Source organism: Chitinophaga sp. NPDC101104 (assembly GCF_050277495.1).
Classification (GTDB): Bacteria; Bacteroidota; Bacteroidia; order Chitinophagales; family Chitinophagaceae; genus Chitinophaga.
The window spans coordinates 1,764,794-1,791,184 of the sequence record NZ_JBNNSF010000001.1 but is presented as its reverse complement, the minus strand read 5'-3'; the positions used below and the strand labels follow the sequence as shown (position 1 = coordinate 1,791,184).

General features: G+C 55.8%; 24 protein-coding genes. 10 read left to right on the top strand and 14 right to left on the bottom strand.

Features of this window, described 5'->3' with window-relative positions:
* The first annotated feature begins 206 nt into the window (after positions 1-206).
* From ACQKLP_RS07390 to ACQKLP_RS07380, 3 genes are read left to right on the top strand one after another with little or no spacing between them, the layout of a single operon-like run.
* The gene (locus ACQKLP_RS07390) at positions 207-893 is read left to right on the top strand and encodes a phosphoadenylyl-sulfate reductase (protein ID WP_126247209.1); all 687 of its coding nucleotides are present in this window, start codon (positions 207-209) and stop codon (positions 891-893) included.
* Between the two features lie 18 nt (positions 894-911).
* Positions 912-1,817: a sulfate adenylyltransferase subunit CysD gene (cysD, locus tag ACQKLP_RS07385; RefSeq protein WP_427321511.1), complete on the top strand. Its 906-nt coding sequence runs from the start codon at positions 912-914 to the stop codon at positions 1,815-1,817.
* 27 nt (positions 1,818-1,844) lie between these two features.
* Positions 1,845-3,092 (top strand): sulfate adenylyltransferase subunit 1, encoded by a 1,248-nt coding sequence (locus tag ACQKLP_RS07380; protein ID WP_427321509.1) that lies wholly within the window; start codon positions 1,845-1,847, stop codon positions 3,090-3,092.
* 78 nt (positions 3,093-3,170) lie between these two features.
* Here ACQKLP_RS07380 and ACQKLP_RS07375 read toward each other — a convergent pair whose 3' ends face one another.
* The 3 genes from ACQKLP_RS07375 to ACQKLP_RS07365 form a co-directional block, all read right to left on the bottom strand.
* Positions 3,171-4,784 carry a hypothetical protein gene (locus ACQKLP_RS07375; protein WP_427321507.1) on the bottom strand — a complete coding sequence of 538 codons (1,614 nt, stop codon included), beginning with the start codon at positions 4,782-4,784 and terminating at the stop codon, positions 3,171-3,173.
* Positions 4,785-5,026: 242 nt separating this feature from the next.
* Complete coding sequence (locus ACQKLP_RS07370) at positions 5,027-5,788, bottom strand: DUF3800 domain-containing protein (RefSeq protein WP_427321505.1); 762 nt, start codon at positions 5,786-5,788, stop codon at positions 5,027-5,029.
* A gap of 202 nt (positions 5,789-5,990) precedes the next feature.
* Positions 5,991-6,947 carry an NAD-dependent epimerase/dehydratase family protein gene (locus ACQKLP_RS07365; protein WP_427321503.1) on the bottom strand — a complete coding sequence of 319 codons (957 nt, stop codon included), beginning with the start codon at positions 6,945-6,947 and terminating at the stop codon, positions 5,991-5,993.
* Positions 6,948-7,165: 218 nt separating this feature from the next.
* On the opposite strand from ACQKLP_RS07365, the gene kdsA reads away from it, so the two are divergent.
* Both kdsA and ACQKLP_RS07355 read left to right on the top strand, forming a co-directional pair.
* Positions 7,166-7,987, top strand: coding sequence for a 3-deoxy-8-phosphooctulonate synthase (gene kdsA, locus ACQKLP_RS07360; protein WP_427321501.1), 822 nt, complete (start codon positions 7,166-7,168; stop codon positions 7,985-7,987).
* A 124-nt stretch (positions 7,988-8,111) separates the two neighbouring features.
* The gene (locus tag ACQKLP_RS07355; RefSeq protein ID WP_427321499.1) at positions 8,112-8,510 is read left to right on the top strand and encodes a hypothetical protein; all 399 of its coding nucleotides are present in this window, start codon (positions 8,112-8,114) and stop codon (positions 8,508-8,510) included.
* A gap of 94 nt (positions 8,511-8,604) precedes the next feature.
* Here ACQKLP_RS07355 and ACQKLP_RS07350 read toward each other — a convergent pair whose 3' ends face one another.
* Together ACQKLP_RS07350 and ACQKLP_RS07345 are read right to left on the bottom strand one after the other, a co-directional pair.
* Positions 8,605-9,417: a DUF4382 domain-containing protein gene (locus ACQKLP_RS07350; protein WP_427321497.1), complete on the bottom strand. Its 813-nt coding sequence runs from the start codon at positions 9,415-9,417 to the stop codon at positions 8,605-8,607.
* A gap of 131 nt (positions 9,418-9,548) precedes the next feature.
* A complete protein-coding gene (locus ACQKLP_RS07345) occupies positions 9,549-9,770 on the bottom strand; it encodes a PspC domain-containing protein (protein WP_423736185.1) in 222 nt (73 codons plus the stop codon).
* 159 nt (positions 9,771-9,929) lie between these two features.
* On the opposite strand from ACQKLP_RS07345, the gene ACQKLP_RS07340 reads away from it, so the two are divergent.
* A complete protein-coding gene (locus ACQKLP_RS07340; protein WP_427321495.1) occupies positions 9,930-12,185 on the top strand; it encodes an aconitate hydratase in 2,256 nt (751 codons plus the stop codon).
* Between the two features lie 83 nt (positions 12,186-12,268).
* Positions 12,269-12,898, top strand: coding sequence for an HD domain-containing protein (locus ACQKLP_RS07335; protein WP_427321493.1), 630 nt, complete (start codon positions 12,269-12,271; stop codon positions 12,896-12,898).
* On the opposite strand, the gene ACQKLP_RS07330 is transcribed toward ACQKLP_RS07335, so the two are convergent.
* The 8 genes from ACQKLP_RS07330 to ACQKLP_RS07295 all read right to left on the bottom strand — a co-directional run bounded on the left by ACQKLP_RS07330 (position 12,899) and on the right by ACQKLP_RS07295 (position 20,982).
* Positions 12,899-13,939, bottom strand: a complete 1,041-nt coding sequence (locus ACQKLP_RS07330) for a DUF4421 domain-containing protein (protein ID WP_427321491.1) — start codon at positions 13,937-13,939, stop codon at positions 12,899-12,901.
* 33 nt (positions 13,940-13,972) lie between these two features.
* A complete protein-coding gene (locus tag ACQKLP_RS07325; RefSeq protein ID WP_423736186.1) occupies positions 13,973-14,461 on the bottom strand; it encodes a metallophosphoesterase family protein in 489 nt (162 codons plus the stop codon).
* Between the two features lie 18 nt (positions 14,462-14,479).
* Positions 14,480-15,478 (bottom strand): formimidoylglutamase, encoded by a 999-nt coding sequence (gene hutG / locus ACQKLP_RS07320; protein ID WP_427321488.1) that lies wholly within the window; start codon positions 15,476-15,478, stop codon positions 14,480-14,482.
* A gap of 44 nt (positions 15,479-15,522) precedes the next feature.
* Positions 15,523-16,725 (bottom strand): imidazolonepropionase, encoded by a 1,203-nt coding sequence (gene hutI / locus ACQKLP_RS07315; RefSeq protein WP_427321486.1) that lies wholly within the window; start codon positions 16,723-16,725, stop codon positions 15,523-15,525.
* A gap of 18 nt (positions 16,726-16,743) precedes the next feature.
* The gene (gene hutU / locus ACQKLP_RS07310; RefSeq protein WP_427321484.1) at positions 16,744-18,417 is read right to left on the bottom strand and encodes a urocanate hydratase; all 1,674 of its coding nucleotides are present in this window, start codon (positions 18,415-18,417) and stop codon (positions 16,744-16,746) included.
* A 25-nt stretch (positions 18,418-18,442) separates the two neighbouring features.
* Positions 18,443-20,011: a histidine ammonia-lyase gene (hutH, locus tag ACQKLP_RS07305; protein WP_427321482.1), complete on the bottom strand. Its 1,569-nt coding sequence runs from the start codon at positions 20,009-20,011 to the stop codon at positions 18,443-18,445.
* Positions 20,008-20,514: a MarR family winged helix-turn-helix transcriptional regulator gene (locus tag ACQKLP_RS07300; protein WP_427321480.1), complete on the bottom strand. Its 507-nt coding sequence runs from the start codon at positions 20,512-20,514 to the stop codon at positions 20,008-20,010. Before ACQKLP_RS07300 ends, hutH begins: the two co-directional genes overlap by 4 nt.
* 78 nt (positions 20,515-20,592) lie before the next feature.
* Positions 20,593-20,982, bottom strand: a complete 390-nt coding sequence (locus tag ACQKLP_RS07295; protein WP_427321478.1) for an SET domain-containing protein — start codon at positions 20,980-20,982, stop codon at positions 20,593-20,595.
* 89 nt (positions 20,983-21,071) lie between these two features.
* Here ACQKLP_RS07295 and ACQKLP_RS07290 point away from each other — a divergent pair, with 89 nt between their 5' ends.
* Both ACQKLP_RS07290 and mgtE read left to right on the top strand, forming a co-directional pair.
* Positions 21,072-21,953: a bestrophin family protein gene (locus ACQKLP_RS07290; protein WP_427321476.1), complete on the top strand. Its 882-nt coding sequence runs from the start codon at positions 21,072-21,074 to the stop codon at positions 21,951-21,953.
* A 30-nt stretch (positions 21,954-21,983) separates the two neighbouring features.
* Positions 21,984-23,360: a magnesium transporter gene (gene mgtE, locus ACQKLP_RS07285; RefSeq protein ID WP_427321474.1), complete on the top strand. Its 1,377-nt coding sequence runs from the start codon at positions 21,984-21,986 to the stop codon at positions 23,358-23,360.
* A gap of 1 nt (position 23,361) precedes the next feature.
* Here mgtE and ACQKLP_RS07280 read toward each other — a convergent pair whose 3' ends face one another.
* A complete protein-coding gene (locus ACQKLP_RS07280) occupies positions 23,362-23,904 on the bottom strand; it encodes a histidine phosphatase family protein (protein WP_427321472.1) in 543 nt (180 codons plus the stop codon).
* Between the two features lie 84 nt (positions 23,905-23,988).
* Between ACQKLP_RS07280 and ACQKLP_RS07275 the strand changes: the two genes are divergently transcribed.
* A complete protein-coding gene (locus ACQKLP_RS07275) occupies positions 23,989-26,361 on the top strand; it encodes a prolyl oligopeptidase family serine peptidase (RefSeq protein WP_427321470.1) in 2,373 nt (790 codons plus the stop codon).
* Positions 26,362-26,391 lie beyond the last annotated feature (30 nt).

Sequence of the window (26,391 nt, the reverse complement as noted above, 5' to 3'; positions counted from 1 at the left end):
GCAATACCAGCTACCCTATTCAACGTGTATACTTTTGATTTCCAACCCGCTTACATTGCTTTCGCAGAGTTTTTTCCAGATATGACGTTCCCCAGAAAAGTCGCCGAAGGGCTCCGCAGGACGGGGCTCTTCCCTTTTTACGAAAATTAGTCTATATTTTTTATAGACTTTATGTATTTTTGCTGAACGGACACTCAGATAAGGATATGAAAGATTTAACGGGCATCATTGCCCAGCAAACGGACATCGCCACGGGAATACGCATTTTGACGGAGGAATTTCCGGGAGCAGTGGTTTTTTCCACCTCCTTTGGGCAGGAAGACCAGGTGCTGGCAGACATCATCTGGCGCAACGCCCTGCCGGTGCGCGTTTTCACGTTAGACACCGGCCGGCTTTTCCAGGAAACGTACGACCTGATGGACATCACCAGGGCACGTTACAAGCAGCCGTTCGATATCTATTTCCCTCAAACCGCGGCAGTGGAAAACCTGCTGAAGGAAAAGGGCACCAACAGTTTTTACGATTCCGTCGAGAACCGTAAGGAGTGTTGCCATATCCGGAAAGTGGAGCCCCTGGGCAGGGCGCTCCAGGGCGCCAAAGTCTGGATCACCGGGCTGCGGGCCGAACAAAGCGAGAATAGGACGGATATGCCGGTGCTGGAGTGGGACGATCATCGCGGTCTGTACAAGTACAACCCCCTCATCCACTGGAGCTACGAGCAGATGATCGCCTATCTGAAAGACAATAACGTGCCGTACAACAAACTGCACGACAAAGGATTCATCTCCATCGGCTGCGCGCCCTGCACCCGCGCCATCGAGCCCGGAGAACATCCCCGCGCCGGCCGCTGGTGGTGGGAGCTGTCCAAAAAAGAATGCGGATTACACAGTTAAGACTTATAACAGCAAGATATGAGTAGCATACAATGGCAATTTCCAAGGGCCCTCGAGGACGAAGCGATTTACATCCTCCGGGAAACCGCCGCGCAATTCGAACGCCCGGCGATCCTCTTCTCCGGCGGTAAAGACTCCATCACCCTCGTGCGCCTCGCACAGAAAGCCTTCTATCCCGGAAAGATCCCCTTCCCCCTCCTCCACGTAGACACCGGTCATAACTTCCCCGAAACCATCGAGTTCCGCGACTGGCTCGTGGAATCGCTCGGGCTCGAACTGATCGTCCGCAATGTGCAGGATTCCATCAACCAGGGAAAAGTGAAGGAAGAAACCGGTAAATACGCATCCCGCAACGCCCTTCAAACCGTAACCCTCCTCGATGCCATCGAAGAACTGAAATTCGACGCATGTATCGGCGGGGCCCGCAGAGACGAAGAGAAAGCCCGCGCCAAAGAGCGCATCTTCTCCGTCCGCGACGAATTCGGCCAGTGGAATGCCAAAATGCAACGCCCCGAGCTGTTCGACATGCTCAACGGCAAAATCAACATCGGCGAAAACGTGCGCGTGTTCCCCATTTCCAACTGGACGGAGCTCGACGTATGGAATTATATCCGCGAAGAAGAACTCGCCATCCCCTCGATCTACTTCTCGCACGAACGCGAGATCATCGAGCGCGACGGCATGTACTGGCCCTTCTCGCCCTATCTCAACACCACCGAAGAAGAAGTTCCCTTCCGTTCGAAAGTGCGCTTCCGTACGGTAGGCGATATGACCTGCACCGCCGCTGTATTGTCTGAAGCCGACAAGCTGGAAGACATCATCGAGGAAATCCTCGCAGCGAAAATTTCCGAGCGTGGCGCCCGGATCGACGATAAACGGTCGGAAGCCGCCATGGAAAAACGCAAACAGGCAGGCTATTTCTAACAATCACCGATAACCGCAACGCAACATATGGACGTTTTACGTATCACCACATCCGGCAGTGTAGACGACGGCAAAAGCACCCTCATCGGGCGGCTCCTCTACGATACCAAATCCATCACGCAAGACAAAATGGAAGCCCTCCAGGCCGCCAGCAAAAGAAAAGGGCTCGATTTCACCGACCTCTCGCTGCTCACGGACGGGCTCATCGCCGAGCGCGAGCAGGGCATTACCATCGATGTGGCGCACATCTATTTCAGCACACCCAACCGCAAATACATCATCGCCGATACCCCGGGGCACTTCGAGTACACCCGTAACATGGTGACCGGCGCATCTACCGCGCAGGTTTCGCTCATCCTCATCGACGCCCGCAAAGGCATCGTGGAGCAAACCTACCGCCACTTCTTTATCGCCTGCATGCTGCGCATCCCGCACCTCGTGGTCTGCATCAACAAGATGGACCTCGTGGAATACGACGAAGCGCGCTACAACCAGATCGTGGAAGATTTCCAGCAACTGCTGCCGGGCTCCTTCTACGAAGGAAAGGAAGTGAAATGCATTCCCATTTCCTCGCTGTATGGCGAAAACGTGGTGACGCGCACCGAAAAGATCAGCTGGTACAAAGGGCTCCCCTTGCTGGAGTTCCTGGAAGAAATCCAGTTCGACCGCAACGACCGAAACCATCCTGCCCGCTTCCCCATCCAGTACGTGATCCGCCCCAAAACGGAGCAGTTCCACGACTTCCGGGGCTTTGCCGGCAAGATCGCCAGCGGGAGCTTTTCGGTGGGAGATACCATCGTGTCGCTCCCCAACGAGCAAAAAAGCAAAATCAAATCCATCGAGAAATTCGGTGAGCAACTGCAGGATGCGCATGCCGGCGAAAGCGTAGTCATTACGCTGGAAGACGAAATCGACATCAGCCGGGGCAACCTGCTGGTGAAGGAAGGGCAACCGCAGCCCGAAGGGCTCCGCGAAGTGAAAGCGCAGATTTGCTGGATGGACCAAAATAAACTCACGCCCGGCAAGACTTACCTCCTGCAGCACGGTCCTACCCGCATCAAATCCAAGGTGCAGCAGATCGCGAGCGTAACGGAGGTGACGACCAACCGCATCGAGGAAAAAACGGAAATGGGACTGAACGATATCGGCCGCATCGTGCTGAAAACCGCCCAGCCCGTGTTCGCCGACAAATACGAGATCAATCCCGCCAACGGCACGTTCATACTCGTAGACGAGTTCTCGAACGCCACGGTGGCCGTGGGTTTCATCGAATAACGCGCACCATCTGTCAACTAAAATAAAAAAGCCGGGGACCATTGCCCCGGCTTTCCCGTTTTATAGCATTTTAGCGTCTCATTTCATGTTATTGGAAGCGGCGCCGGCCATATCATGCCCCTCGGTTTTGCGTTCCGGCACCTGCAGCCATACCAGTTTGATTTCCCTTTTGTTGCCGGGATTGCGCTTCAGGGTTACGAGCGTACGTTTCACGGGGTCGTAGTCGCTGAACGCGAAAAGGGCTACTTGGCGGTCGGTTTCCGTGTTGAAAACGAAATCGCGCTGCGGCACGGGTTCTTTCCCTTCGAGGGCGTAATAGAAACCATGGCAGTTGCTGATATCGCGGATGGCGGTCTGGCGCGAGGGATCGGCGGCTTTGCGGCGCGCGTCGAGGTCGTTGATGAGGATGTATCCGGGGATATAGGTGAACAGTTTGTACTGGTCTCCCCATTGGAAGGGCGCGTTCACGTTTTCGCGGACTTTGAGGTAGAAGGGTTTCATCACCACGCCCTGGTTGATGTGCCTGCGCGGGATGATCCAGCTGTTGATTTCCTTGCCGGTGCTGTCATAATCCACCACGGCCACGTTGGCGAGCACGGTGCTCACCACGGTGGGCGTATTGTTCATCATGCGGATGTGGTTGTCCAGCTCTTCGAACACGATGCTGTAGCCGCCGTCTGCCCGGAAGAACACATTCTGCGGTACGCCATTGTAATCCGTTTCCGAACCGAATGCTTCCTGCTGCTTCTGGTTTACGCCCCAGAAGTAAATGTCTTTGGCGAAGGAAATATTCAATGCGGGGAGTTGTACCACGGAGCTGCGTGTCAGGATGCGCTCGGTTTTCTTTTCCGTTTTCTTTACGGCCTGGAGCAGCAGCAGCTGGCGGGTTTGCGGGTTATATTTGACGAAAGCCCCCGTCACTGCGGCTTCTGCGGGGAAGCGGAGATCGTGGAACTTGAAAAAGATCATGCCGCTGTCGAGCGTAGCGAGTTTCATGACGAGGCTGTCGCCCGATTGGCCTTTATTTTCTTCCATGCCGAGGATGCAGAGTTTTTCTTCGCCGATGACGGCCATGTCCCAATACCGGAAGGGTGCGCCGTGATCGAAGTTTTTGAACCGTGCGCGGCTGATTTCGCGGTGATGGGCGGAGAAGTGGACGATCTGGTATCCGGCGTCGGACTCATCGTCGGTGTTGAAGTACATCCAGACGGCGTAGCTGCCGGAGTGGGGATCGCGGATGATGAGGAAGTCTGAGCTGGCGAGGGATTTCTTCCGCAGGTCAACTTTATCCTGTTCAGCGATGACGCTGTCTTCGGTGAGGAGCCCATTCGCTGCGCTGATGGTGAGCCGGCGGAGGAGGGGATGCCGTTTGGAGCGATCGCTGAGGAAGATGGTGGCGTTGCCGTTACCGGATTCGAAGGCGGCGTCGAGCTGGGCGTTTTTATAGGTTTTCCAGTCGGTAGTGGGCGGCAGGGTGTCGATACGCCGGTGCTGGCGGTCGAACAGTTGCAGCTGGAGGCCCTGCTTCGGGGTGAAGTGGATGAAGAGGGTGTTGCCGTTCGTTAGCTGGAGGATGCGCGCGTTGCCGTCTCCGGGCTCCTGGAATGCGGGACTTTCGGCGATGGTGGTGAATTGCGCGCGGGCCTTGCCGGCACCGAGGGCCAGCAGGCAGAGGATCAAGGTTTTCTTCATAGGATCGGGTGGCGCGGGGCCGATACAAATATAAGTATTTTGTAATAAGAAAAGTCACGCTGTTAGCAATACACACGACTTTTCAGCTTGATAAGCTATTGATTATCAAAGTAAATAATAAAAATTACCTTATTAGATTTATTGCTACATCGTTTTTTTTCACTAATTTTACAACGAGTCTGAATGGGACATTGTTCCCGTAGTAGGACTCCCCCGGTAGCGAAAGCTACCTTTTTTTATTGCTATAACTCCACGATACCATAAGGATAGCGTGGGGATGCTACTTTCAAGATCACATTTGAAAGTCTCGTGTAGAACCTATCCCCTCCTTTTCTCCGCATGTAGCTATTCGGCTCATACAATTGTCGGGCACAGTATGCAACAACATCATTCATTTGATGCATGAACGAAAACTGGGAATCTCTTAATACGGGATCTTCAATTATGTAATTAAGTTTGATATTTCTTGATCCCCCAAACATGCTCGGAATCATATTAAAATGGCGCATTTTTCTGACGAGGCCTCTAAGTTTGTTTCCATCTGTATTATCTGAAAATACCATTCCCATATCCTCCGCATTTCTCGGCCCAGGAAAATTCTTGTAGCTCAATGTGTTTTCAAATCTCATTAACAGTGCGTTCCAGGCATGAGAAAAAACATCGTAACCTGCAGCTTTTCCCTGTTTGTCTATTACGACTGAAATAATACTCATTTCAGCCTGAAGATTTAGCCAATCAATGCACTTTTTAATAATATCCAGCCGGTCATTTCTTTTAATCCTTACCAACTTACCTGGATTATTGATGAATTGAGTGCAATGGATTTCTTCCCGGATTTTAAGTCCTTTACGCCGTTTTAAATCCTGCCTAAATGCAACTAAATCCTGCAATGTTTGCCGCCACCTCAATTCGTGTATGACTATTGCCGACAAAATAAAATATCGAGTCGGACTAGATGGCGGAAGACCAATATCCCCACTTTCATCAACGTATAACAAGTACATGTATATTATTTCGAATTATAAAGTTTTATTGAAAAGCAGCATTCTAAAAAATCACATCAATTACCTGTGATATGCTACAACGAACAGAGTGAACTTTTTCCATAAGGGGTGAACAATTTCCCTGTCGTTCATCATTTTTCCACCCAACAAAAAACCCCGGCAAAAATGCCGGGGTACAACCTATAGTAGTGTTAAAATGAGATTACATGCCTTTCTGGGCCCTGAGGTTTTTGAGCATGTCCGCCGTCATTTTCTCCAGGTCGAATTCGGGTTTCCAGCCCCAGTCTTTGCGGGCCAGTTCGTCGTCGATGCTTTGCGGCCACCCGTCTGCAATGTGCTGGCGGTAATCGGGCTCGTAGCTGATGGAGAATGTGGGGATATGTTCGCGGATGGCGCCGGCGATCTCTTTCGGCGAGAAGCTCATGCCAGACAGGTTGTAGCCTGAGCGGACGGAGATTTTCGCGCTGTCTGCCTCCATCAGTTCGATGGTGGCGCGGATGGCGTCGGGCATATACATCATGGGCAGGTACGTTTCTTCCGACAGGAAGCATTTGTAGCTGCCTTCCTCGAGGGCTTCATGGTAAATTTCCACCGCGTAATCGGTGGTACCGCCACCGGGAGCGGATTTGTAGCTGATAAGGCCCGGGTAGCGCAGGCTGCGCACGTCGATGCCGTACCGGGTATTGTAATATTCGCACCAGCGCTCGCCGGCGAATTTGGAGATGCCGTAAATGGTAGTGGGTTCGATAATGGTGTGCTGCGGCGTTTCCTTCTTGGGGGAATTGGGGCCGAACACGGCGATGGAACTGGGCCAGTAGATTTTATCGAGCCCTTCTTCCTTCGCGATATCGAGCACATTGAGCAGGCTCGCCATATTGATATTCCAGGCCAGCAGCGGGTTCTTTTCGCCGGTGGCGCTGAGGATCGCTGCGAGCAGGTAGACCTGGGTAATGTTATGACGGATCACCAGTACGTGCAGCATCTCCTTGTTCATCACGTCCAGCGAAACATAGGGGCCGGTTCCCTTCAGCAGATCGTGCTCTTCGCGCAGGTCGGATGCGATCACGTTGGAATCTCCATACATCTTGCGCAGGGCCAGTGTCAGTTCCACACCGATCTGGCCGCAGGCGCCGATAACCAGAATCTTGTCTTTCTTCATATAGCGATTAATAAAAATGAGTGGCCAAATTTAGCTTCAAGTCGCAATATTACCTGAATTACCCATCCAAACAATGACAATACCATAACAATTTGAACGAACGCCTGTTGCCCTTCGTAACGCGGGCATCAGCCATGTCGAAAATTAGGCCTAATTTTGCGCCGTGCAACCCCGTGCGGTAGCACACCGATTTTGATTTAACAGTCTAACAGATAGCAATGAAAACTTTACAATCGCTTTTCAAAGAGCAATATCATCCTGAAAACTTTTTCCTCATCGCAGGCCCCTGCGTGATCGAAGACGAAGACCTGGTAATGGGCGTGGCCGAAAAAGTGTCCGCCATCTGCAAAAAACTGAATATCTCCTACGTCTTCAAAGCCTCCTACCGGAAGGCCAACCGCACTTCCATCAATTCCTTCACCGGGATCGGCGACGTGGAAGGGCTCGACCTCCTGCAGAAAGTCGGCAAAACCTTCAACGTACCCGTTACTTCCGATATCCACTCCGCCGCCGAAGCCGCCATGGCCGCAGCTTATGTGGATGTGCTCCAGATCCCGGCGTTCCTTTGCCGGCAGACGGACATCCTGCTTGCTGCCGCCGACACCGGTAAATTCGTGAACGTGAAAAAAGGACAGTTCCTCAGCGGCGAATCCATGAAATTCGCCGTGGAAAAAATCCAGCAGGCCGGCAACGACCAAATCCTCCTCACCGAGCGCGGCACTACCTTCGGGTACCAGGACCTTGTGGTGGATTACCGCAATATCCCCGTCATGAAAGGCCTCGGCGCACCGGTGGTGATGGACTGCACCCATTCCCTGCAGCAGCCCAACCAACCCGGCGGCGTAACCGGCGGCAACCCGCAGATGATCGGCACCATCGCCAAAGCGGCCATCGCCACGGGGGCGGACGGGCTCTTCATCGAAACCCATCCAGACCCCGCCTGCGCGAAGTCTGACGGCGCCAACATGCTCCGCCTCGACCTCCTGGAGCCCCTGCTCGAAGAACTGGTACGCCTCCGCGAAGCAGTGTACAAAAAGTAGCTATAACAAGGCAGGGCCACCGCGGTTCTGCCTTTTTTACTTTTTAGTTCCCCGGATTTCCGTTAAATTCATAGCCATACTGAATTCGATAAGCAAAGTTTTCAAACCCAAAAAACACTGCACTATGATTCATTTGCATGATTTAAAGACAGGCGATCTTGTGCTGGCAAAATTCGAGGAACAGTTATCGGAAGGGCCTGTCCTCCAGATAGACCGCGAGCTGGGGCAGGCCTGCGTGCTGGTAGGCGAACAGGAAAACTGGTACGAGCCGGCGGATTTATTTCCTATTCCGTTGACGGTGGAACAGTTGCTGAAACTGAAATTCAAGAAAGCGGAAGAAACCACTATTAACGGCGCCGCCGAAACGTACGTCCGCGGCCCGTTCTCCGTTACCCTCCAAAACGGTTCCGATCCCCACACCATCCTGCATTACCGCGACGAAACGCGGAACATCGCCGGGCATCTTATGGTACATCAATTGCAGAACCACTACCACGGGATGACGCTTATCCATCTCGAATAATACCGACCCAAACATGACCGCATAAAAAAAGAGGTTGCCCGTCGGCAACCTCTTTGTATGTAGGAATCACTCGTGGCGGAAACCACTTAAATCACTATTTCTTTTGCAGCCGAACGGTATCTACCGTCGTGATCTGCCCCAGCACCACCGGCACCGCGTTCTTCACGGCCGGCAGGAAGTTGGTGTCGGTCGAGATGAAATGCAGGCTGTAGGCGCCGGCGGGGATGCCGCGGAGCAGGTAGCCGCCGTTCAGCGAATACGTGCTGGCAACGGTATCTGCGCCCTGGATGGCAAGCACGGCCGTTTGCACGGAATCAGGCAATACACCGCCCTTGATGTTGCCGCCAACGGCTTCGAGCACGGCGCGGATCACGGGCTTGAGGATGTATTTACAGCTGTTGCCGGCTTTTACGATGGATTTGGCGACGTCGAAATCAAGGGTGAGCTTGTTGATGATGCCGCCGATAACAGCCTGGTTGATGTTGAGCTTGAGGCCCGACTGCTGCGCGCTGGGCGTGGTGAGGGCGATGCGCTCACCTTCGTTGGTGATGAGGTAGTTATTGTCTCCCAGCACAAGGCGGATCTGGGAGATTTTGCCTGTGGGGATCTCGGCATCGGCCAGCACGGTGTCTTTGTCGTTCACGAGGTCCAGCAAATTGTAGGCACCAGCCTTCACGCCTGCCAGGGGAACCCAGTTCTGATCGTCGGCATCGGAGGCATTAATGCGGATCTCTTTCACATCGATCCATACTTCGGAGAAATCTCCCGGATCATCGGTCAGTGCGATTTGCAGGCGTGCCTTTTCAGGTCCGCCATTCGAGTCGGTGTTAGAGCAGGCTGCCAAGGTTGCGATACCGCCCAGCATGAGGGTGCCGAGGGCGAGGTTTTTCCATGTGTGTTTCATCATGATGGTTATTTGAAGTTGAGCATTTGGTTAGGTAACTCAAATAACTTTGATGAATTGAAAATGGAAAAGTTTAATCGACAGATTAAAAATAATTTACTGATGTAAGAAAATGTGGGGTAAGATGCAGAGGATCAGAGGTAACGAAGGGGGTTGCGGCGGGCGTTGGTGATGTAATGCTTGATGTTCATCCAGAATGCAAGGATCATGTACACGATCAGGGGGGAGCCCATCGTGAGGAAAGTAGCATAGATGAAGAACAGACGGATGCGGGACGTGGCGATGCCGAGCTTCTCCCCGATGGCGGTACAAACGCCAAAGGTCTTCCACTCCACGAAATCTTTGACCTTATTCATATATCAAATTTATTGCAATCCAACAAATTTAACAAATGAAATTGACCCCGTTAACAAGAGTTTTAACTTTAAAAAAAGTTCGGAAATGATTAACTTCGCCGTGCAAATTTTAATGTAACCGCTCTTAAATTATTTATTTCCATGGTGTTTGATATTGACATGATTAAAAAATTGTATGCGGCACTCCCGGGTAAAGTGGAAGCTACCCGTAAGATGTTGGGCCGGCCGCTTACACTGGCAGAAAAGATCCTTTACGCGCACCTGTACGAACCGACGACCACACCGTACGAAAGAGGGAAATCCTATGTGGAATTTGCTCCGGACCGTGTGGCCATGCAAGACGCAACCGCGCAAATGGCTCTGCTGCAATTCATGACCTGCGGCCGCGACCAGGTTGCCGTTCCGTCCACCGTTCACTGCGATCACCTGATCCAGGCGAAAACGGGCGCAGCGCAAGACCTTGCCACCGCGATCGACACCAATAAGGAAGTATACGAATTCCTGTCTTCTATCTCTGACAAATACGGTATCGGCTTCTGGAAACCCGGCGCCGGTATCATCCACCAGGTTGTGCTGGAAAACTACGCTTTCCCCGGCGGCATGATGATCGGTACGGACTCCCACACCCCTAACGCAGGTGGTCTGGGCATGCTGGCCATCGGCGTTGGCGGTGCAGATGCCGTAGACGTAATGGCAGGCCTGGCCTGGGAACTGAAAATGCCGAAGCTCATCGGTGTGAAACTCACCGGCAAACTGAGCGGCTGGGCTTCCCCGAAAGACGTGATCCTCCGCGTTGCCGGCATCCTCACCGTAAAAGGCGGCACCGGCTGCATCGTGGAATACTTCGGCGAAGGCGCCGACTCCATGAGCGCCACCGGTAAAGGCACCATCTGTAACATGGGTGCGGAAATCGGCGCCACCTGCTCCGTTTTCGCTTACGACAAGGGCATGGCCGAATACCTGAAAGCCACTTCCCGCGCCGAAGTTGCCGCCCTGGCAGACGGCGTTCGCGAACACCTCCGTCCGGACGACGCCGTATACGCAGACCCCTCCAAATTCTACGACCAGGTGATCGAGATCAACCTCGACGAACTGGAGCCCTATGTAAACGGTCCCTTCACGCCGGACCTGGCATGGCCCATCTCCAAATTCGCACAGGCCGTTAAAGAAAACAACTGGCCCGAAAAACTGGAAGTTGCCCTCATCGGCTCCTGCACCAACTCTTCCTACGAAGACATCTCCCGTTCCGCATCCCTCGCGAAACAGGCTATCGATAAAAACCTGGAAGTGCATTCCGAATTCACCATCACCCCCGGTTCCGAGCTCGTTCGCTACACCATCGAAAGAGACGGCCTGCTCGACACGTTCGACCAGATCGGCGGCGTAGTGCTGGCGAATGCCTGCGGTCCCTGCATCGGCCAGTGGGCCCGTCATATCGACGATCCCAACCGCAAAAACTCCATCATCACCTCCTTCAACCGCAACTTCGCCAAACGTAACGACGGCCTCGCTTCCACCCACGCTTTCGTGGCCAGCCCCGAAATCGTTACCGCACTGGCCATCGCGGGAGACCTCACTTTCAACCCCCTCACGGACACACTGAAAAACCGCGACGGACAGGAAGTGAAGCTCGACGAGCCCAAAGGCTTCGAACTGCCTCCCCAAGGCTTCGACGTGAAAGACGCCGGCTACCAGGCGCCCGCAGCAGATGGCTCCGGCGTTCAGGTGATCGTATCCCCCACCTCCGACCGTCTCCAGCTCCTGGAAGCGTTCAAGGCCTGGGAAGGTACCGACCTGAAAGGACTGAAACTCCTCATCAAGGCGAAAGGTAAATGCACCACCGACCACATTTCCATGGCAGGCCCCTGGTTGAAATACCGCGGCCACCTGGACAATATCTCCAACAACATGCTCATCGGCGCCGTGAATGCGTATAACGACAAAACCGACACCGTGAAGAACCAGCTGACCGGCGAATATGGCGCCGTTCCGGCTACCCAGCGCGCTTACAAAGCCGCTAATATCGGTTCCGTTGTTGTGGGCGACGAAAACTACGGTGAAGGTTCCAGCCGCGAACACGCTGCCATGGAGCCCCGCCACCTCGGCGTCCGTGCGATCCTCGTGAAATCTTTCGCGCGTATCCACGAAACCAACCTGAAAAAACAGGGCATGCTCGCACTCACCTTCAACGACAAGGACGATTACGAAAAAATCCAGGAAGACGATACGTTGGATATCGACGGGCTGACCACCTTCGCGCCCGGCACTCCGCTGACCGTAGTACTGAACCACAAAGACGGATCGAAAGATGCCATCACCGTGAACCACACCTACAACCAGCAGCAGATCGAATGGTTTAAAGCTGGCGGTGCGCTCAACGTGATCCGCGCCCAGTTCGCAGCGGCGAAAAAATAAAATCGCTGAAAAGCATATATTACAGGCCGTTCCCCACCGGGAACGGCCTGTTTTTTGTTCCAATCACCCCAAAATCCCGAGGTATGCAACCCGAAGCGATCAGGAAATACTGGATGGACCTTAACCAGCGATGCGGAAGCCCGCCCCAGGCGGCCTGGCACGAAATCGACCGGATCACTTTCCAGTATTCCACCCATGGCCGGCATTACCATAACCTCGATCACCTCGCCGAGCTCGTCAAGCTTCAACGGCAATACGCACCCCTGTTGCTGGACAATGATTCCGTGATTTACGCCATTTATTTTCACGATTTTATCTATCAGCCGAAACGGAAAGACAATGAACTGAAAAGTGCCGAGGAAGCCATTTTTTATCTCCGGAAAGTTGGCGCACCGGTAGAGCGGCAAGAGAAAGTTTACCGATACATCCTGGCCACGGCGGGCCATCAGCCGGAATTATCCGACCCCGACCTCGATTATTTCCTGGATTTCGACCTGTCCATACTTTCGGTCCCGGAAGAGCGCTATAAAGTGTATGCGAAAAACATCCGCCGGGAGTACCGGATGTACCCCTGGCTGGAATACCGGAATGGCCGCGTGAAAGTATTGCAGCACTTTCTGGCGATGCCGCACATCTACCGCACGGAACTTTTCCGCGAGAAATACGAGCGCCGCGCCCGCTTGAACCTGGAAAGGGAACTGGAAAAACTGTGATCAGAATAGCGGCTTCTTCAGCCCGAACCGGCGCACGATGCTGAAGCGGAGATTGCCCGCGCCGAAGGTCTGGTAAGCCTTGTCTACCGGCGCATCGCCGCGCGTGGAGATGTCTACATAATGTACGCCCACATAGTATTTGCTGGAATTATACCCCGCCGCGAAACGGAATGTGCTGTTCAACTGCCAGCCGAAGCCATGCACTTTGCCGGAACCGTCGTTGAAGGCCAGCACCGTGCGGTTCACGCCCGCAGCCACCGCCAGGGAGCCCGTAAAGAAGAAGTGTTTCGCGATGACGAGCGTGTACGCGTATCCCCCGTTCAGCGCGAAACTGACATTGCTGCTCCGTGTAAACGGCATGCCGCCGTAAAATCCATCGTTGCGAAGGGCTAGCGGTACCAGCGCCGAATCTCCCCGCATCTGCCAGGCAAAAATCTCCGCCCCAACCAGTGGCGAGCCCGCGCTTTTTTTCTGGTATTCGTTCTGCAGGAAGGCCGCGCGGTAGGAGAATCGCTTGTCGTTGAAGATATATTGCGCGTGGAGGCCGATGTTGGTGTTAATGATATCCGGGCGGATGCCGGATGCCTTTGCCGAAAGGGCGTTATCGAAAAAACGTTTGGAAGTGCCGCTGTAATAACCCTGGTAATATTGCCCATAAAAATCCACAACCAGTTTGCGGGTGTACAGATGCGTCTGCAAATCGAGGTATTTCGTTTTGCCGTAGCGGTCGTTGTCGTTATTGATGAAGGGCAGGTTGAAGCCGAGATTGAGGCCGACGAACTTGTAATTGGCACCGATACCCACGTTGTTATTGGCGTTGGGCCGGTACAGCAGCTCTTCGTTCACCGAACGGTGATGCATGTCATAATAATTGTACTTGCGGGAACCGTAGAGGCGGACCGTCAGGTCTTGCGTCAGGTCTTCGATGTAGGCCGTGTCGTTATCCGTGTGGAGCCAACGCAGGAAGCGGCGCTCCTGTGCGCGGGAGAGCGCAGGAAAGAGCAGGATGAGCCAGCAAATGGTGATGGTCCGGAGTTTCATGCGTGTAACAGTCGTCTGGTATACAACAATCCTTTAATCAGGCAGTTCAATTACTTCGAGATTTTTGATCTCTCCGTTCAGGCATTCGAACCGCACGAGGGTTTTAACCTTGTGCCAACCCTGCTTGCCGCAGGCGCCCGGGTTGATATGTAGCAATTGCAATGCCGGATCGGGCACTACCTTCAGGATGTGGGAATGGCCAGTAATGAAAAGATTCGGTCTTTTTTTCTGGATATGCGGTTTCAGGGCGGGCGTGTATTTCGGGGGATAGCCGCCGATGTGGGTCATCCAGACTTTCACGCCTTCGCAGATGAAAAGATTGTGTTCCGGGTAACGGATACGGATATCCTGCCCGTCGATATTCCCGAACACGGCCTTCAGCGGCTTGAATGCCTCCAGCTCATCGGCCAGTTGCACGTTCCCGATATCACCCGCATGCCAGATCTGGTCTACCTGCTCGAAATACTTGAATACCAGCGGGTGAAGGTACCCGTGCGTGTCCGACATCAATCCAATCTTCATGCCGCTAATATAGGCGAATTAATCGCCCTGCCGGAGGAAATAATTCATCACCGTTTCGAACACCAGCGATGCGGTGAGCTTGGCGGTACGATTGTCGATATCGAGGGAAGGGTTCAATTCCGCGAAGTCTACACCGGCCAGTTTGCCGGTCCGTAAAACGGTGCGGAAGCAGTCGAGGAACAGCGCATCCGGCACCAGGCCGTTATATGCCGTCGCGGAAACGCCCGGTGCGTAGGCCGATGCGAATACATCGAGGCAGGTGGTAAGATAAATTCTGTCTGTCCGCTGGATGAACGACCGGATGGCGCCCACCAGCTGGTCGTGGTATTTCTGCTGGAAAAGGCCCGCCGGCAGATAGTCTGCCCCCAATTCCGCCGCGGTTTTGAACAACCGGGGCGTGTTGGAATTTTGCTGGATACCTAATACGAGATAATGAAAGGGTTGCCCTTCCTGCTTTCTTTCCTGCGCGATCTGCCAGAACCCCGTCCCAGACGAAACCCCTTCCCCACCGGGCTCCCGGAGGTCGAAGTGCGCGTCGAAATTGATGATGCCGACCGCTTCCTTCCCGAAATGCCTGCTGATGCCGCGCTCGTGGCCATATGCCACTTCGTGCCCGCCGCCCAGTACCACGGGCAGATAGCCCGCCTGGAGTATATGCGCCACCGTGGCCGACAGCGCGTCTTGCGCCATTTCGAGCTGGCGGCCGTCGCAAACGATGTTGCCGGCGTCTACGAGCAGCTGTCCGCCGAAATGAACGGGAAAGGAAGAGCACGCCTTGCGCAGGGCTTCCGGCCCGGCGGCAGCGCCAATGCGGCCACCGTTGCGGCGAACGCCTTCATCGCAGGCGAACCCCAGGAACGCGATGCCCTTCTGGCCTTCAGGGATCGGCGGCAGCGGGGCCCGGCTCAGGTCTGCCAGTTGCACGCGCTGGTGCCAGCGTTGGAGATCGGGGTCGTTGCCGTCGTTCCGGCCCTGCCAGGCACCTGGAGACGTGGGTTGGTAACATACGAGGGTCATGGGTCTGCGATTGGGTCTGTTGAGATTGCTAATATCCTGAAAAATCAGATGCGCTCACCATTTTTCCACACAAACGAGGGCTTGAGCTTGCCCTGGTGGTACAGTATTTCCCTGTAATCCGCGCAGGGATAAGCCTGCAGGTCGGCCGAACCGGATGGGATGCCGAGCGCCTTCGCCGCGCGGAACGTGAGCCCGGCGAAAACTTCCGCCGCCGAAAGCCGTTCGGATGCGCTCATGACGGCCGCCTGCATGAGAAGGTCGCCCATGGGCGCGGAACCGGGGTTCCAGTCGCTCGCGATAGCCACGCAGGCGCCGGCGTCGAGGAGCTTGCGGGCGGGCGCGTACCCCATGCCCAGGCCCAGCGAGGCGCCGGGCAGCACAACCGCCACGGTATCCGAAGCCGCCAGCCGGCGGATGTCTTCCACGTTCGACGCTTCGAGGTGGTCCGCGGAAAGGGCGCCCACTTCCACCGCGAGGGCGGAACCGCCGCTGGTAAACTGGTCTGCATGCACGGTGATCTGGAATCCCATCGCTTTCGCGGCTTGCAGAAACGGGCGGGACGCCGCCACGGAAAAAGCCGTCTCCTCCACGAAAATATCCACCCGGTTGGTCAGATGCTCATCTTTCAAAACGGGCAGCAATTCGTGCAGGACCCAGTGCAGGTAAGCTTTTTCGTCGCCATCGAAATCTTTCGGGCGGATGTGCGCCGCCAGGCAGGTCGTCACGAATTCGGCGGGCGTAAACTGGTCGGCCGTGCGGATGGCGCGCAGCATTTTCAGTTCGCCGGCCATGTCCAGACCATAGCCGCTCTTCACTTCCATGGTGGTCACGCCTTCGCGGAGGTGCCGGCTGGCGCGGGCAACCACGTTTTCCATCAGCTCAGTATCAGTAGCCGCGCGGGTTTTGGTGACAGAATCCCAGATGCCGCCGCCGGCACGGGCGATGTCGAGGTACGACTTCCCCGCCGTCCGCATGGCGTAATCGCGGCTCCGCGATCCTGCGAAGCAGATATGTGTATGGCAATCGACGAACCCCGGTAACAATACCATGGGCTCGTCGATCTTTTCAATTTCAGCGGTGGGATGGGCTTTGCGCAGCGCGTCGAAATTTCCGTACTGCAGCGTCTTCCCATCTTCCACCAACACGCCGCCGTCATCGATGATCGTCAGCTGTTCGTCGGCGATGGGCCCTTTGTCCGGGAGACCGGTCAGCGGCAATATCTGCGTGAATGGACCGATGATTTTCATGTGGATGATGTTGGAGGTTTATAATCCGAGGCCGAATTCGTCGCGCACTTCGATGGCTTTTTCATAACCTGCGTCTGCATGGCGGAAGATGCCCATGGCGGGGTCGTTGAAGAGCACGCGCCGGAGACATGCTTCCGCACGGTCTGTCCCGTCTGCCAGCACTACCATGCCCGCATGTTGCGAATATCCCATGCCCACGCCGCCGCCGTGGTGGAACGACACCCAGGTGGCGCCGCCGGCGGTGTTGCTCATGAGGTTGAGGAGCGTCCAGTCGGAAACCGCGTCCGATCCGTCTTTCATCGCTTCCGTTTCGCGGTTGGGCGATGCCACGGAGCCACAGTCGAGGTGATCGCGGCCGATGACGATGGGTGCTTTCACTTTGCCGGTGCGGACCAGTTCGTTGAACAGCAATCCTGCTTTTTCCCTTTCGCCCATGCCTAGCCAGCAAATACGGGCAGGCAGACCCTGGAAGGCCACGCGCTCCTGTGCTTTGGTGAGCCAGTTGTGGAGGGGCTTGTTGTCGGGGAAAAGTTCCATCAGCGCACGGTCTGTGGTATAAATATCTTCCGGGTCGCCGGAAAGCGCCACCCACCGAAAGGGGCCTTTCCCTTCGCAGAACAGCGGACGGATGTAGGCCGGTGTGAACCCGGGGAAGTTGAACGCATTCGGTTCGCCGCCTTCTTTCGCGAATTCGCGGAGGTTGTTGCCGTAATCGAAGGTGATGGCGCCCTGGCGCTGCATGTCCAGCATGAAGCCTACGTGGCGCGCCATGCTTTTGAGGGCCAGCTGCTTGTAGGCGGCGGCGTCTTTCACGCGGAGTTCGGCGGCGGCTTCGAGGCTCATATTGTTGGGCATATATCCGTTGATGGGATCGTGCGCGGAGGTTTGATCGGTGAGGATATCGGGGATGATGCCGTCTTTCAGCATGCGTTCCAGCATATCGCCGGCGTCGCTCACGAGGCCGATGGAAATGGCTTCGCCTTTCGCCTGCGCTTCACGCACCCAGGCGATGGCTTCGTCGTAGGAATGCGTCATGCGGTCGAGGTACCTGGTATCGATGCGTTTTTGCAGGCGGGTGGCGTCAACGTCTGCCCCGAGGAACACGGCGCCGGCCATGGTGGCTGCGAGCGGCTGTGCGCCACCCATGCCGCCGATGCCCGCGGTCACGAGGAGCTTGCCTTTCAGATCGCCGTTAAAATGCTGGCGGCCGCACTCCACGAAGGTTTCGTACGTTCCCTGGAGAATTCCCTGGGTGCCGATGTAAATCCAGCTTCCGGCGGTCATTTGTCCGTACATCATCAGGCCCTTGGCGCGAAGCTCATTGAAATGCTCCCAGGTGGCCCATTTCGGAACGAGGTTGCTGTTGGCCAGCAGCACGCGCGGCGCCTGCGGATGCGTGCGCACCACGCCTACCGGTTTTCCGGATTGCACGAGGAGGGAATGTTCTTCGTCGAGCGTGAGCAGGGAACGGATGATCTGCTGCAGGGCTTCGCGGTTGCGCGCCGCCTGGCCGATGCCGCCGTATACCACGAGCTCGTCGGGGTTTTCGGCCACTTCGTGATCGAGGTTGTTGAGGAGCATGCGGAGCGGGGCTTCCGTTTGCCAGCTGCGTGCATGCAGCTCCGTGCCGCGCGGGGCTTTGTAGTGCGGGTGCGCAGCGTATTGCCGGATAAAATCGGTCGTATTTTTCATGATGGCAGATCGTTTTGGTGGATGATTAAGAAAGACGGAATGTATCGTGATAAGGCCCGTTCAGGTCGATGCCGTTGGCTTTCGCCGCAGCGGTGGCCGTGGCCACGAAGGAGCCGTCGGCGATGATGGTATGCAGCGCGGCGATGTCGTTGGCGAAGATGCGGTCTTTCTTCGCGAACGTCACTTTCTCGCGGGTGAATGCATGCAATGCTTCGAGAACGGGCGTGGATTTGAGGGGCCTCCTGAAATCCACGGCCTGCGCGGCATACAGCAGTTCGATGGCGAGGATGTATTCCACGTTCCCGATCACCTGGTGCATCTTGCGGCCGGAGATGGAGCCCATGGAAACGTGGTCTTCCTGCCCCAGCGAAGTCGGCACACTGTCTGCCGAAGCGGGGAAGCACAGGGTTTTGTTTTCCGTGACCAGCGCCGCGGTGGTGTATTGCGGGATCATGAAGCCTGAATTGAGGCCGGCGTCTTCGATGAGCAGTTTCGGCAGCCCGAACCTCCCTTCGATCATCATGTAACAGCGGCGGTCGGAAATGTTGCCGATTTCGGCGGATGCCAGTGTGGCATAGTCGAGCGGGAGCGCCATGGGCTGACCATGGAAGTTCCCGCCGGAAATGGTGTCGTCTGCGGCGAATACGATGGGATTATCCGTTACCGCGTTCAGTTCGATGGAAGTCAGTTCTTCGAGGTGTTTCCACGCCGTGCGGGAAGCGCCGTGCACCTGCGGCATACAGCGGAGGCTGTAGGGGTCCTGTACGCGGCCGCAATCCACATGCGCCGCCATGATGCCCGATCCGCTTAATAATGTATTTAACCGGTGCGCCACGAGCTGGTTGCCGGCGTACGGACGGATGGCGTGCAGCCTGGGATCGAAGGGTTTGTAGGTGCCCATGAGCCCTTCCAGCGACAGCGCCCCCGTCAGGTCGGCCGCCTCCAGGATATTATGCATCCGCGCTACGGCGCTCACGGCGAACGACAGGATGAACTGCGTGCCGTTGATGAGCGCGAGCCCTTCCTTCGGGCCCAGCACTACCGGCTCCTTCCCTTCCAGCTGCAGCGCTTCCGCAGCCGGCATCCGCTGTCCTTTCCGCCAAACCTCTCCAAGACCGATAAGCGGGAGGAAGAGATGGCTCAGCGGGGCGAGGTCGCCCGAAGCGCCCACGCTCCCTTTTTCGGGAACGAGCGGCGTGATCCCTTTGTCGATATGCCAGACGATGCGCTCCAGCGTATCCGGCGCCACGCCCGAGAACCCCTGTGCGAGGGCCTGTACCTTGGTCACGAGCATGAGCCGTGAAATGGTTTCGGGGATGGGATTGCCCACGCCTACGCTATGGCTTTGCAGGATGTTGTACTGCAGGGCGCGGGTGTCTTCTTCGGATATCTTCGTGTCGCACAGCGGACCGAAGCCGGTATTAATTCCGTACACGGTACGGTGTTCCTTCACGATAGCTTGCACGTGCCCGTAGCTCTGGCGCACGCGGTCCATCACTTCGGGCAGCAACACGCCCTGCGCGCGCCCTTCGGCGATATCGAGGGCGGTGCGGGCCGTCAGCTGGTCTTTTCCGTAATGAAAGTTTTGGCTCATGATGAGATGGTTTTGGCGTTGATGTCCATGGCGCGGAGAATGCGGGCGGAGAGCGGGTCTTCCGCTACCGATCGTTCCAGGGCACCGATGGCTTCGAGTATTTTGCGGCTTTGCGGATCTTCCTGCACGAGGCTTTCCATCGATTCCCCGATGGCTTTCCAGACGGGCAATACCTGTTGCAGCAGGGCGGCGCCCTTTTTGGTGAGCTCCACGAGCTGGCGGCGCCCGTCTTCGGCACACCGCATAGTGGTAACAAGTCCTTTGCCCTTCAGGTTGGCGATGAGTTGGGAAACGGCGGAATGGGACACTTCCAGTTCCTGTGAAATATCCATCAGCGTGAGCTGCCGCCCTTCGGAAAGGAGGTAGAACAGGGGGAACCAGCTGGCGTCGAAGGCGATGCCGGCCTGTGCGTACACTTTGTTCACCTCCGCCAGGAAGTATTCGCTGAGGCGCCGGAGGCGGCTCCCGAATATCAGGTAACCGAGTTTGGGATAGAAGCTCATGTAAATTATATAAGTGCTTATATATTTTACAATATTAAAAAATCCTTCGCAATCGCGGAGAATTTTTTTGCGGGGGAATTATTTCCGCTTCACGTCGAACCAAACGGAGGAATCGTCTTCCGGATCGCCGTTGTAGTTGATCTGCAGTTCCTCGCCTTTTTTGATGGCGCGGCGGGTTTTGATGGCCATGGTTTCCGCATCGAAATCCATCTCGTACTCGCAGTTCGGGTCGTAAGAGTGGTTATAGATGGAGCAGTAGCCGAGGGCCACGCAGGAGCGGGTTTCCCTCACTCCCCAGAGGAAGATGTAATTATGCAGCTTGGTCGTGTCGGCGATCTGGGTATCGCTGTTGGACAGCACCAGTACGGGCGACACTTCGATGGTAGTACCTGCGGGAATGGCTTCCTTGGTGAAAACACCGCGGCCTTTTTCTTTCGTCTTCTGTATGTACAAATACGGCTTGATCATAAATGACTTGGGAATAGATAAGCAGGGCGTAATTTAACACTAATACCGGCACTAATCAAAATAAGCGGGAGGGTTATTATTTTTGCGGCATGATCAACTATAATCCTACAGACTGGTTTACCTTCATTTTCCGCATCCACCGGGCGGATACGGTGAAGAAGCTGTTCCCGATGTTCATCGCTATTGCTTTGTACAGCTGCGTTATCGCCTGGCTGGAACTGACGTTTATCCGTGCGCAGGCGGAGCGGGACCATCTGAAGAACATTTCGGCCATGCACGGCCTGTTGGGTTTTGTGATCTCGATGCTGCTGGTATTCCGCACCAACACGGCGTACGACCGTTGGTGGGAGGGCCGCAGGCAGTGGGGAGGATTGGTGAACAGCAGCCGCAATCTCGCCATGAAACTGAAGGCCATGCTGCCCACGGGGCACCCGGCGGTGGCTTGGTTCGCACATATGATACCGAACTACGCTTTTGTCCTGAAAGACCATCTGCGCGGGGAATTCCATCCGGACAAGCTGGAGAATATGCCGGAAGATGAACTGGAGCGCCTCGGCAAGGGGATCCACGTCCCCAACCGGATGGCCACCCTCATCATGGAAAAAATCAACGAGCTCCACCGCCAGCAGGTCATCTCCGGCGACCAGCTCATCACCCTCAACACGCAACTGGAATCATTTACGGATATCTGCGGCGCCTGCGAGCGTATCAAGAATACGCCCATCCCCTTCTCCTACAGCGTTTTCCTCAAGAAATTCATTTTCTTCTACGTGATGACCCTGCCCATGGGATACGTTTTCGGTTTAGGCTACCTCGTTGTGCCCATGGTCGTTTTCATTTTCTATGTGCTGGCCAGCCTCGAACTGATCGCCGAAGAAATCGAAGACCCCTTCGGCAAGGACGCCAACGATCTCCCCACGGAAACCATCTCGGCCAATATCCGCCGTCACGTTCAGGAGATCATGCAGTAATTACCTATTTTCGCGCAAGAGTCAGGATATATGGAAAATGAAGCTTTACTGGAAAAGTTCGAGCAATTGGCCCGTGAGCAGCAACCCCAGGAACTACGGTCGTTCCTGGACGATCAGCTTATTACGGACATCGCCGAGCTGATCTACGAAGACCCGGAGCAGGGGCCCCTCATCATTAACCACCTGACCTTAAGCCGCGCCGCCGCGGCATTCCGCATCCTGGAATTCCCCACGCAGGAAGAGATCATCAAAGACCTCCCCGCCCACAAAACCGCAGAGCTCCTCAACGAGCTCCCGCCCGACGACCGCACCGCCTTCCTCGAAGAACTGCCTTCGCAGGCCGTGCAGGAACTCATCAAACTCCTCGACCCCGAAGAAAGGAAAGTGACCCTCTCCCTCCTCGGATACAAGGAAAACAGCGTGGGCCGCCTCATGACGCCCGATTACATCGCTGCGCGCTCCCACTGGACCGTCGCCAAAGTGCTGAACCACATCCGCATGTACGGCAAGGACTCCGAAACGATCGACGTGATCTATGTCATCGACCGTCAGGGCAAACTGTTGGACGATTTCCGGATCCGGGAATTCCTCCTCGTTTCCCCCGAAACCCCCGTGGAATCTTTAATGGACGACCGGTTCGTGGCCCTCAATGTGAACGACGACCAGGAAGAAGCCATCCAGACCTTCCGCCTGGAAAACCGTGTGGCCCTTCCCGTGCTCGACGATAAAGGCGTCATGCTCGGGATCGTGACGATCGACGACATCCTCTGGATCGCCAATGAAGAACATACCGAAGACATCCAGAAGATCGGTGGTACCGAAGCCCTGGACGAGCCGTACCTGGACATGCCGCTGCTGCGCCTCATCAAAAAGCGCGTGGGCTGGCTGGTGATATTATTTATAGGTGAAATGCTAACCGCCTCCGTGATGGCTTATTTCGAAGACGAGATCGCCAAGGCGGTGGTGCTCGCCATGTTCATCCCCCTCATCATTTCCAGCGGCGGCAACAGCGGCTCGCAGGCGTCTACCCTCATCATCCAGGCCATGGCACTGGGTGAGATCACGATCAGGGACTGGTGGCGCGTCATGCGCCGCGAAATCCTGTCGGGCCTCATGCTGGGCAGCGTGCTGGGCCTCATCGGCTTCGTCCGCATCCTCGTCTGGAACCACTTCTTCCATACCTACGGCGACCATACCCTTCTCATCGCCGCCACCCTCGGCGTTTCGCTGATAGGCGTGGTGCTATGGGGGACCTTCTCCGGTTCCATGCTGCCGCTGTTACTGAAAAAAGCCGGCGCCGACCCCGCCAGCTCCAGCGCACCGTTCGTAGCTACGCTGGTAGACGTAACGGGACTGCTCATCTACTTCTCGGTAGCGTATATGTTCCTCCAGGGAATCCTGTTGTAAATCAATACCGTTTGCGGATGTAACGGCTGTCTTTCCGTGTTTTCCGGATGATGAAGAGATTGCTGTAATCCTTATCGGCGATGCTGTCGATATCCGGCTTGGCGTTGAGACTGCGCATGAGCGGCAGCAGCGTGTTGCTGTGGCCGATCACGAGGATGCGCTTTCCCCAGTCGCCCCGGCGGGAAATCTCGTATAGCAAGCCCTCCCCGGTACTGTCTGCGGGATAGGTCACCGTATCGATCCCGAGGCGGATGCGGAGGGAATCGCCCGTTTGCATGGTACGGCGGAAGGGGGTGGAATAGATGCGCTGGATGGCGGAATCCTTCAGCAGCTGGTACAGCTTTCCGGCACGGCGCTCCCCGGCGGCGGTGAGCGTTGAGTCGGCACCGGGATTTTTCTCGGCGTGGCGGACGAGGAAAAAGGTACCCGTCAGGAACGTGGTATCTTCCGCCACGGGCGTGGTGGCCCGCTCCTTTTGCTTCGCCGGCCCGCATCCCGCTGTAAGTGCCAACAGGAAAGCACCGGCCATCATTTTACGCATCATCGGGTTGTCTTGTTTAGTATCTTGTGCATCAAATTATAAAATATCTCCAAGCAAACCAATAATCAATCGCCTGTTTACGAGATTATGCCAACACACATCAAACGCCTCACACTACTCGCCACCCTTTGCTGGCCCGTTTCCACTTTCGCCCAGCAATTGCAGACCCTGACCGTGGAAAAGATCATGCGCGACCCGAAATGGATCGGCACTTCTCCCGATAATATTTTCTGGGGGCTGGATGGGAAAACCATCTATTTCAACTGGAACCCGGAAAAATCCCCGGCCGATTCCCTCCACGCCATCACCCTCGCTAACCACAAACCCCTGAAAACGGCGCCTGCGGAAAGAGCGCACATCCAGGCGCTCCAGTCCGGCGAGCTCAACCTCGCCCGCACGCGGCTCGTATACACCTGGCAGGGCGATGTCTGGCTGCGCGACATGGAAACCGGGAAAGACACACGCGTTACACAGACCAACGATCTCGAGACCGGCGCGGAATTCGGGTTCCGGGAAAGTAAAATCCTCTACCGCCGCGACCGCAATATCTTCAGCTGGGACCCCGCTACCGGGGCCACCGAACAGCTGACCGACTTCGTGGCCGGCGCCAAACCCGCCAAGCGCGGCGATTCCGCAGGCGGGCAGGAAAAGCACCTGAAAAACCAGCAGCAGGAACTGTTTGAAGTGCTGCGCGACAAGAAAGCCGCTTCCGATGCGGCTACCGCATTCAATAACAATCTCCCCAAACCCAAATCCCTGCGTTCCCTTTACCTGGACGACCGCTCCCTCAACGACGCACGAATGAGCCCGGACGGGCGTTTCGTCGTGTACCGCGTTTTCCGGGAGGATATGTCGCGCGGAACGGAAGTTCCCGGATTCGTGACCGAAACCGGTTACACCACCGACATCCGGAGCCGTTCAAAAGTAGGCGGAGCGCAGCCGCAATATGAATCGTTCGTGTACGACAGGGCGAAAGATACTTCCTTCGCCATCAAAACCACGCAGATCCCCGGCATTTACGACAAACCGGATTATACGAAAGACTATCCCGGGCGCGATACTGCCAAAGCCGCACGGCCCGTCATCATCAACGGCCCGTACTGGTCGGAAAAAGGGACGCATGCCATCGTGAACATCCGCTCGCAAGACAATAAAGACCGCTGGATCATGCTGCTGGACGCAGCTTCGGGGAAACTCACGCCGGTAGACCGCCAGCGCGACGAAGCCTGGATCGGCGGACCGGGCATCGGCTGGGGCAGCCTCGGCTGGATCGATGAGCAGACCTGCTGGTTCCAGAGCGAAGCTACCGGATACAGCCACCTTTATACCGTGAACGTGAGCACCGGCAAGCGGACCGCGCTGACTTCCGGGAATTTCGAAGTGCAGGAAGCACAGTTGTCCAGGGATAAAAAGCATTTCTATATTACGACCAACGAAGTGCATCCCGGCGAAAAGCAATTCTACAAACTGGCCGTTGCAGGCGGAAAGCCCGAGCGCATCACTGCCATGAGCGGCGCGCATACCGTGAGCATCAGTCCAGATGAGAAATGGATCGCCTACCGGTATTCCAACTCCAACCATCCCTGGGAAATGTACCTCCAGGAAAACCGCGCCGGCGCGCCGGCAACGCAGATCACCGACCAGGCCATGAGCCCGGAATTCCGCTCCTATCCCTGGCGCGAGGCCAACGTGATCACGTTCACCGCCCGCGACAACCAGCCCGTCTACGCCCGCCTGTACACCCCGGACGCGGCGAAGAAAAACGGCGCGGCCGTAGTGTTCGTACATGGCGCGGGATACCTGCAAAACGCGCATAAATGGTGGAGCCAGTACTTCCGCGAGTACATGTTCCACAACCTCCTCACCGACCTCGGATACACCGTGCTCGACATCGATTACCGCGGCAGCGCGGGTTACGGCCGCAATTGCCGCACGGGCATTTACCGCCACATGGGCGGCAAAGACCTCACAGACCAGGTAGACGGCGCGAAATACCTCGTGCAGCAGCTCGGCGTAGATCCCAAACGTATCGGGATTTATGGCGGCAGTTACGGCGGGTTCATTACCCTGATGGCCCTGTTTACCGAGCCCGACGCGTTTGCGGCCGGAGCAGCCCTGCGTTCCGTGACCGACTGGGCGCATTACAACCACGGGTATACCAGCAACATCCTCAACGAGCCGTTTACCGACAGCCTCGCCTATCGCCGTTCTTCGCCGATCTATTACGCGGAAGGGCTGAAAGGCAAGTTGCTGATGTGCCACGGCATGGTAGACACCAACGTGCATTTCCAGGACATCGTGCGGCTGAGCCAGCGGTTGATAGAACTCGGGAAAGACGGATGGGAACTGGCCGTGTACCCCGTGGAAGACCATGGGTTCACCGAGCCCAGCAGCTGGACGGACGAATACAAACGCATTCTGCGGCTTTTCGAAAACGAATTGAAGCCGGCAGGGAAATAACGGCCGGCATATCATAAAAAGAGGGTGTAT

Bases quoted from the DNA above. Each gene is read 5' to 3' on its own strand.
- ACQKLP_RS07390 (WP_126247209.1), top strand. From the start codon at position 207: ATGAAAGATTTAACGGGCATCATTGCCCAGCAAACGGACATCGCCACG.
- cysD (WP_427321511.1), top strand. From the start codon at position 912: ATGAGTAGCATACAATGGCAATTTCCAAGGGCCCTCGAGGACGAAGCG.
- ACQKLP_RS07380 (WP_427321509.1), top strand. From the start codon at position 1,845: ATGGACGTTTTACGTATCACCACATCCGGCAGTGTAGACGACGGCAAA.
- ACQKLP_RS07375 (WP_427321507.1), bottom strand. From the start codon at position 4,784: ATGAAGAAAACCTTGATCCTCTGCCTGCTGGCCCTCGGTGCCGGCAAG.
- ACQKLP_RS07370 (WP_427321505.1), bottom strand. From the start codon at position 5,788: ATGTACTTGTTATACGTTGATGAAAGTGGGGATATTGGTCTTCCGCCA.
- ACQKLP_RS07365 (WP_427321503.1), bottom strand. From the start codon at position 6,947: ATGAAGAAAGACAAGATTCTGGTTATCGGCGCCTGCGGCCAGATCGGT.
- kdsA (WP_427321501.1), top strand. From the start codon at position 7,166: ATGAAAACTTTACAATCGCTTTTCAAAGAGCAATATCATCCTGAAAAC.
- ACQKLP_RS07355 (WP_427321499.1), top strand. From the start codon at position 8,112: ATGATTCATTTGCATGATTTAAAGACAGGCGATCTTGTGCTGGCAAAA.
- ACQKLP_RS07350 (WP_427321497.1), bottom strand. From the start codon at position 9,417: ATGATGAAACACACATGGAAAAACCTCGCCCTCGGCACCCTCATGCTG.
- ACQKLP_RS07345 (WP_423736185.1), bottom strand. From the start codon at position 9,770: ATGAATAAGGTCAAAGATTTCGTGGAGTGGAAGACCTTTGGCGTTTGT.
- ACQKLP_RS07340 (WP_427321495.1), top strand. From the start codon at position 9,930: ATGATTAAAAAATTGTATGCGGCACTCCCGGGTAAAGTGGAAGCTACC.
- ACQKLP_RS07335 (WP_427321493.1), top strand. From the start codon at position 12,269: ATGCAACCCGAAGCGATCAGGAAATACTGGATGGACCTTAACCAGCGA.
- ACQKLP_RS07330 (WP_427321491.1), bottom strand. From the start codon at position 13,939: ATGAAACTCCGGACCATCACCATTTGCTGGCTCATCCTGCTCTTTCCT.
- ACQKLP_RS07325 (WP_423736186.1), bottom strand. From the start codon at position 14,461: ATGAAGATTGGATTGATGTCGGACACGCACGGGTACCTTCACCCGCTG.
- hutG (WP_427321488.1), bottom strand. From the start codon at position 15,478: ATGACCCTCGTATGTTACCAACCCACGTCTCCAGGTGCCTGGCAGGGC.
- hutI (WP_427321486.1), bottom strand. From the start codon at position 16,725: ATGAAAATCATCGGTCCATTCACGCAGATATTGCCGCTGACCGGTCTC.
- hutU (WP_427321484.1), bottom strand. From the start codon at position 18,417: ATGAAAAATACGACCGATTTTATCCGGCAATACGCTGCGCACCCGCAC.
- hutH (WP_427321482.1), bottom strand. From the start codon at position 20,011: ATGAGCCAAAACTTTCATTACGGAAAAGACCAGCTGACGGCCCGCACC.
- ACQKLP_RS07300 (WP_427321480.1), bottom strand. From the start codon at position 20,514: ATGAGCTTCTATCCCAAACTCGGTTACCTGATATTCGGGAGCCGCCTC.
- ACQKLP_RS07295 (WP_427321478.1), bottom strand. From the start codon at position 20,982: ATGATCAAGCCGTATTTGTACATACAGAAGACGAAAGAAAAAGGCCGC.
- ACQKLP_RS07290 (WP_427321476.1), top strand. From the start codon at position 21,072: ATGATCAACTATAATCCTACAGACTGGTTTACCTTCATTTTCCGCATC.
- mgtE (WP_427321474.1), top strand. From the start codon at position 21,984: ATGGAAAATGAAGCTTTACTGGAAAAGTTCGAGCAATTGGCCCGTGAG.
- ACQKLP_RS07280 (WP_427321472.1), bottom strand. From the start codon at position 23,904: ATGATGCGTAAAATGATGGCCGGTGCTTTCCTGTTGGCACTTACAGCG.
- ACQKLP_RS07275 (WP_427321470.1), top strand. From the start codon at position 23,989: ATGCCAACACACATCAAACGCCTCACACTACTCGCCACCCTTTGCTGG.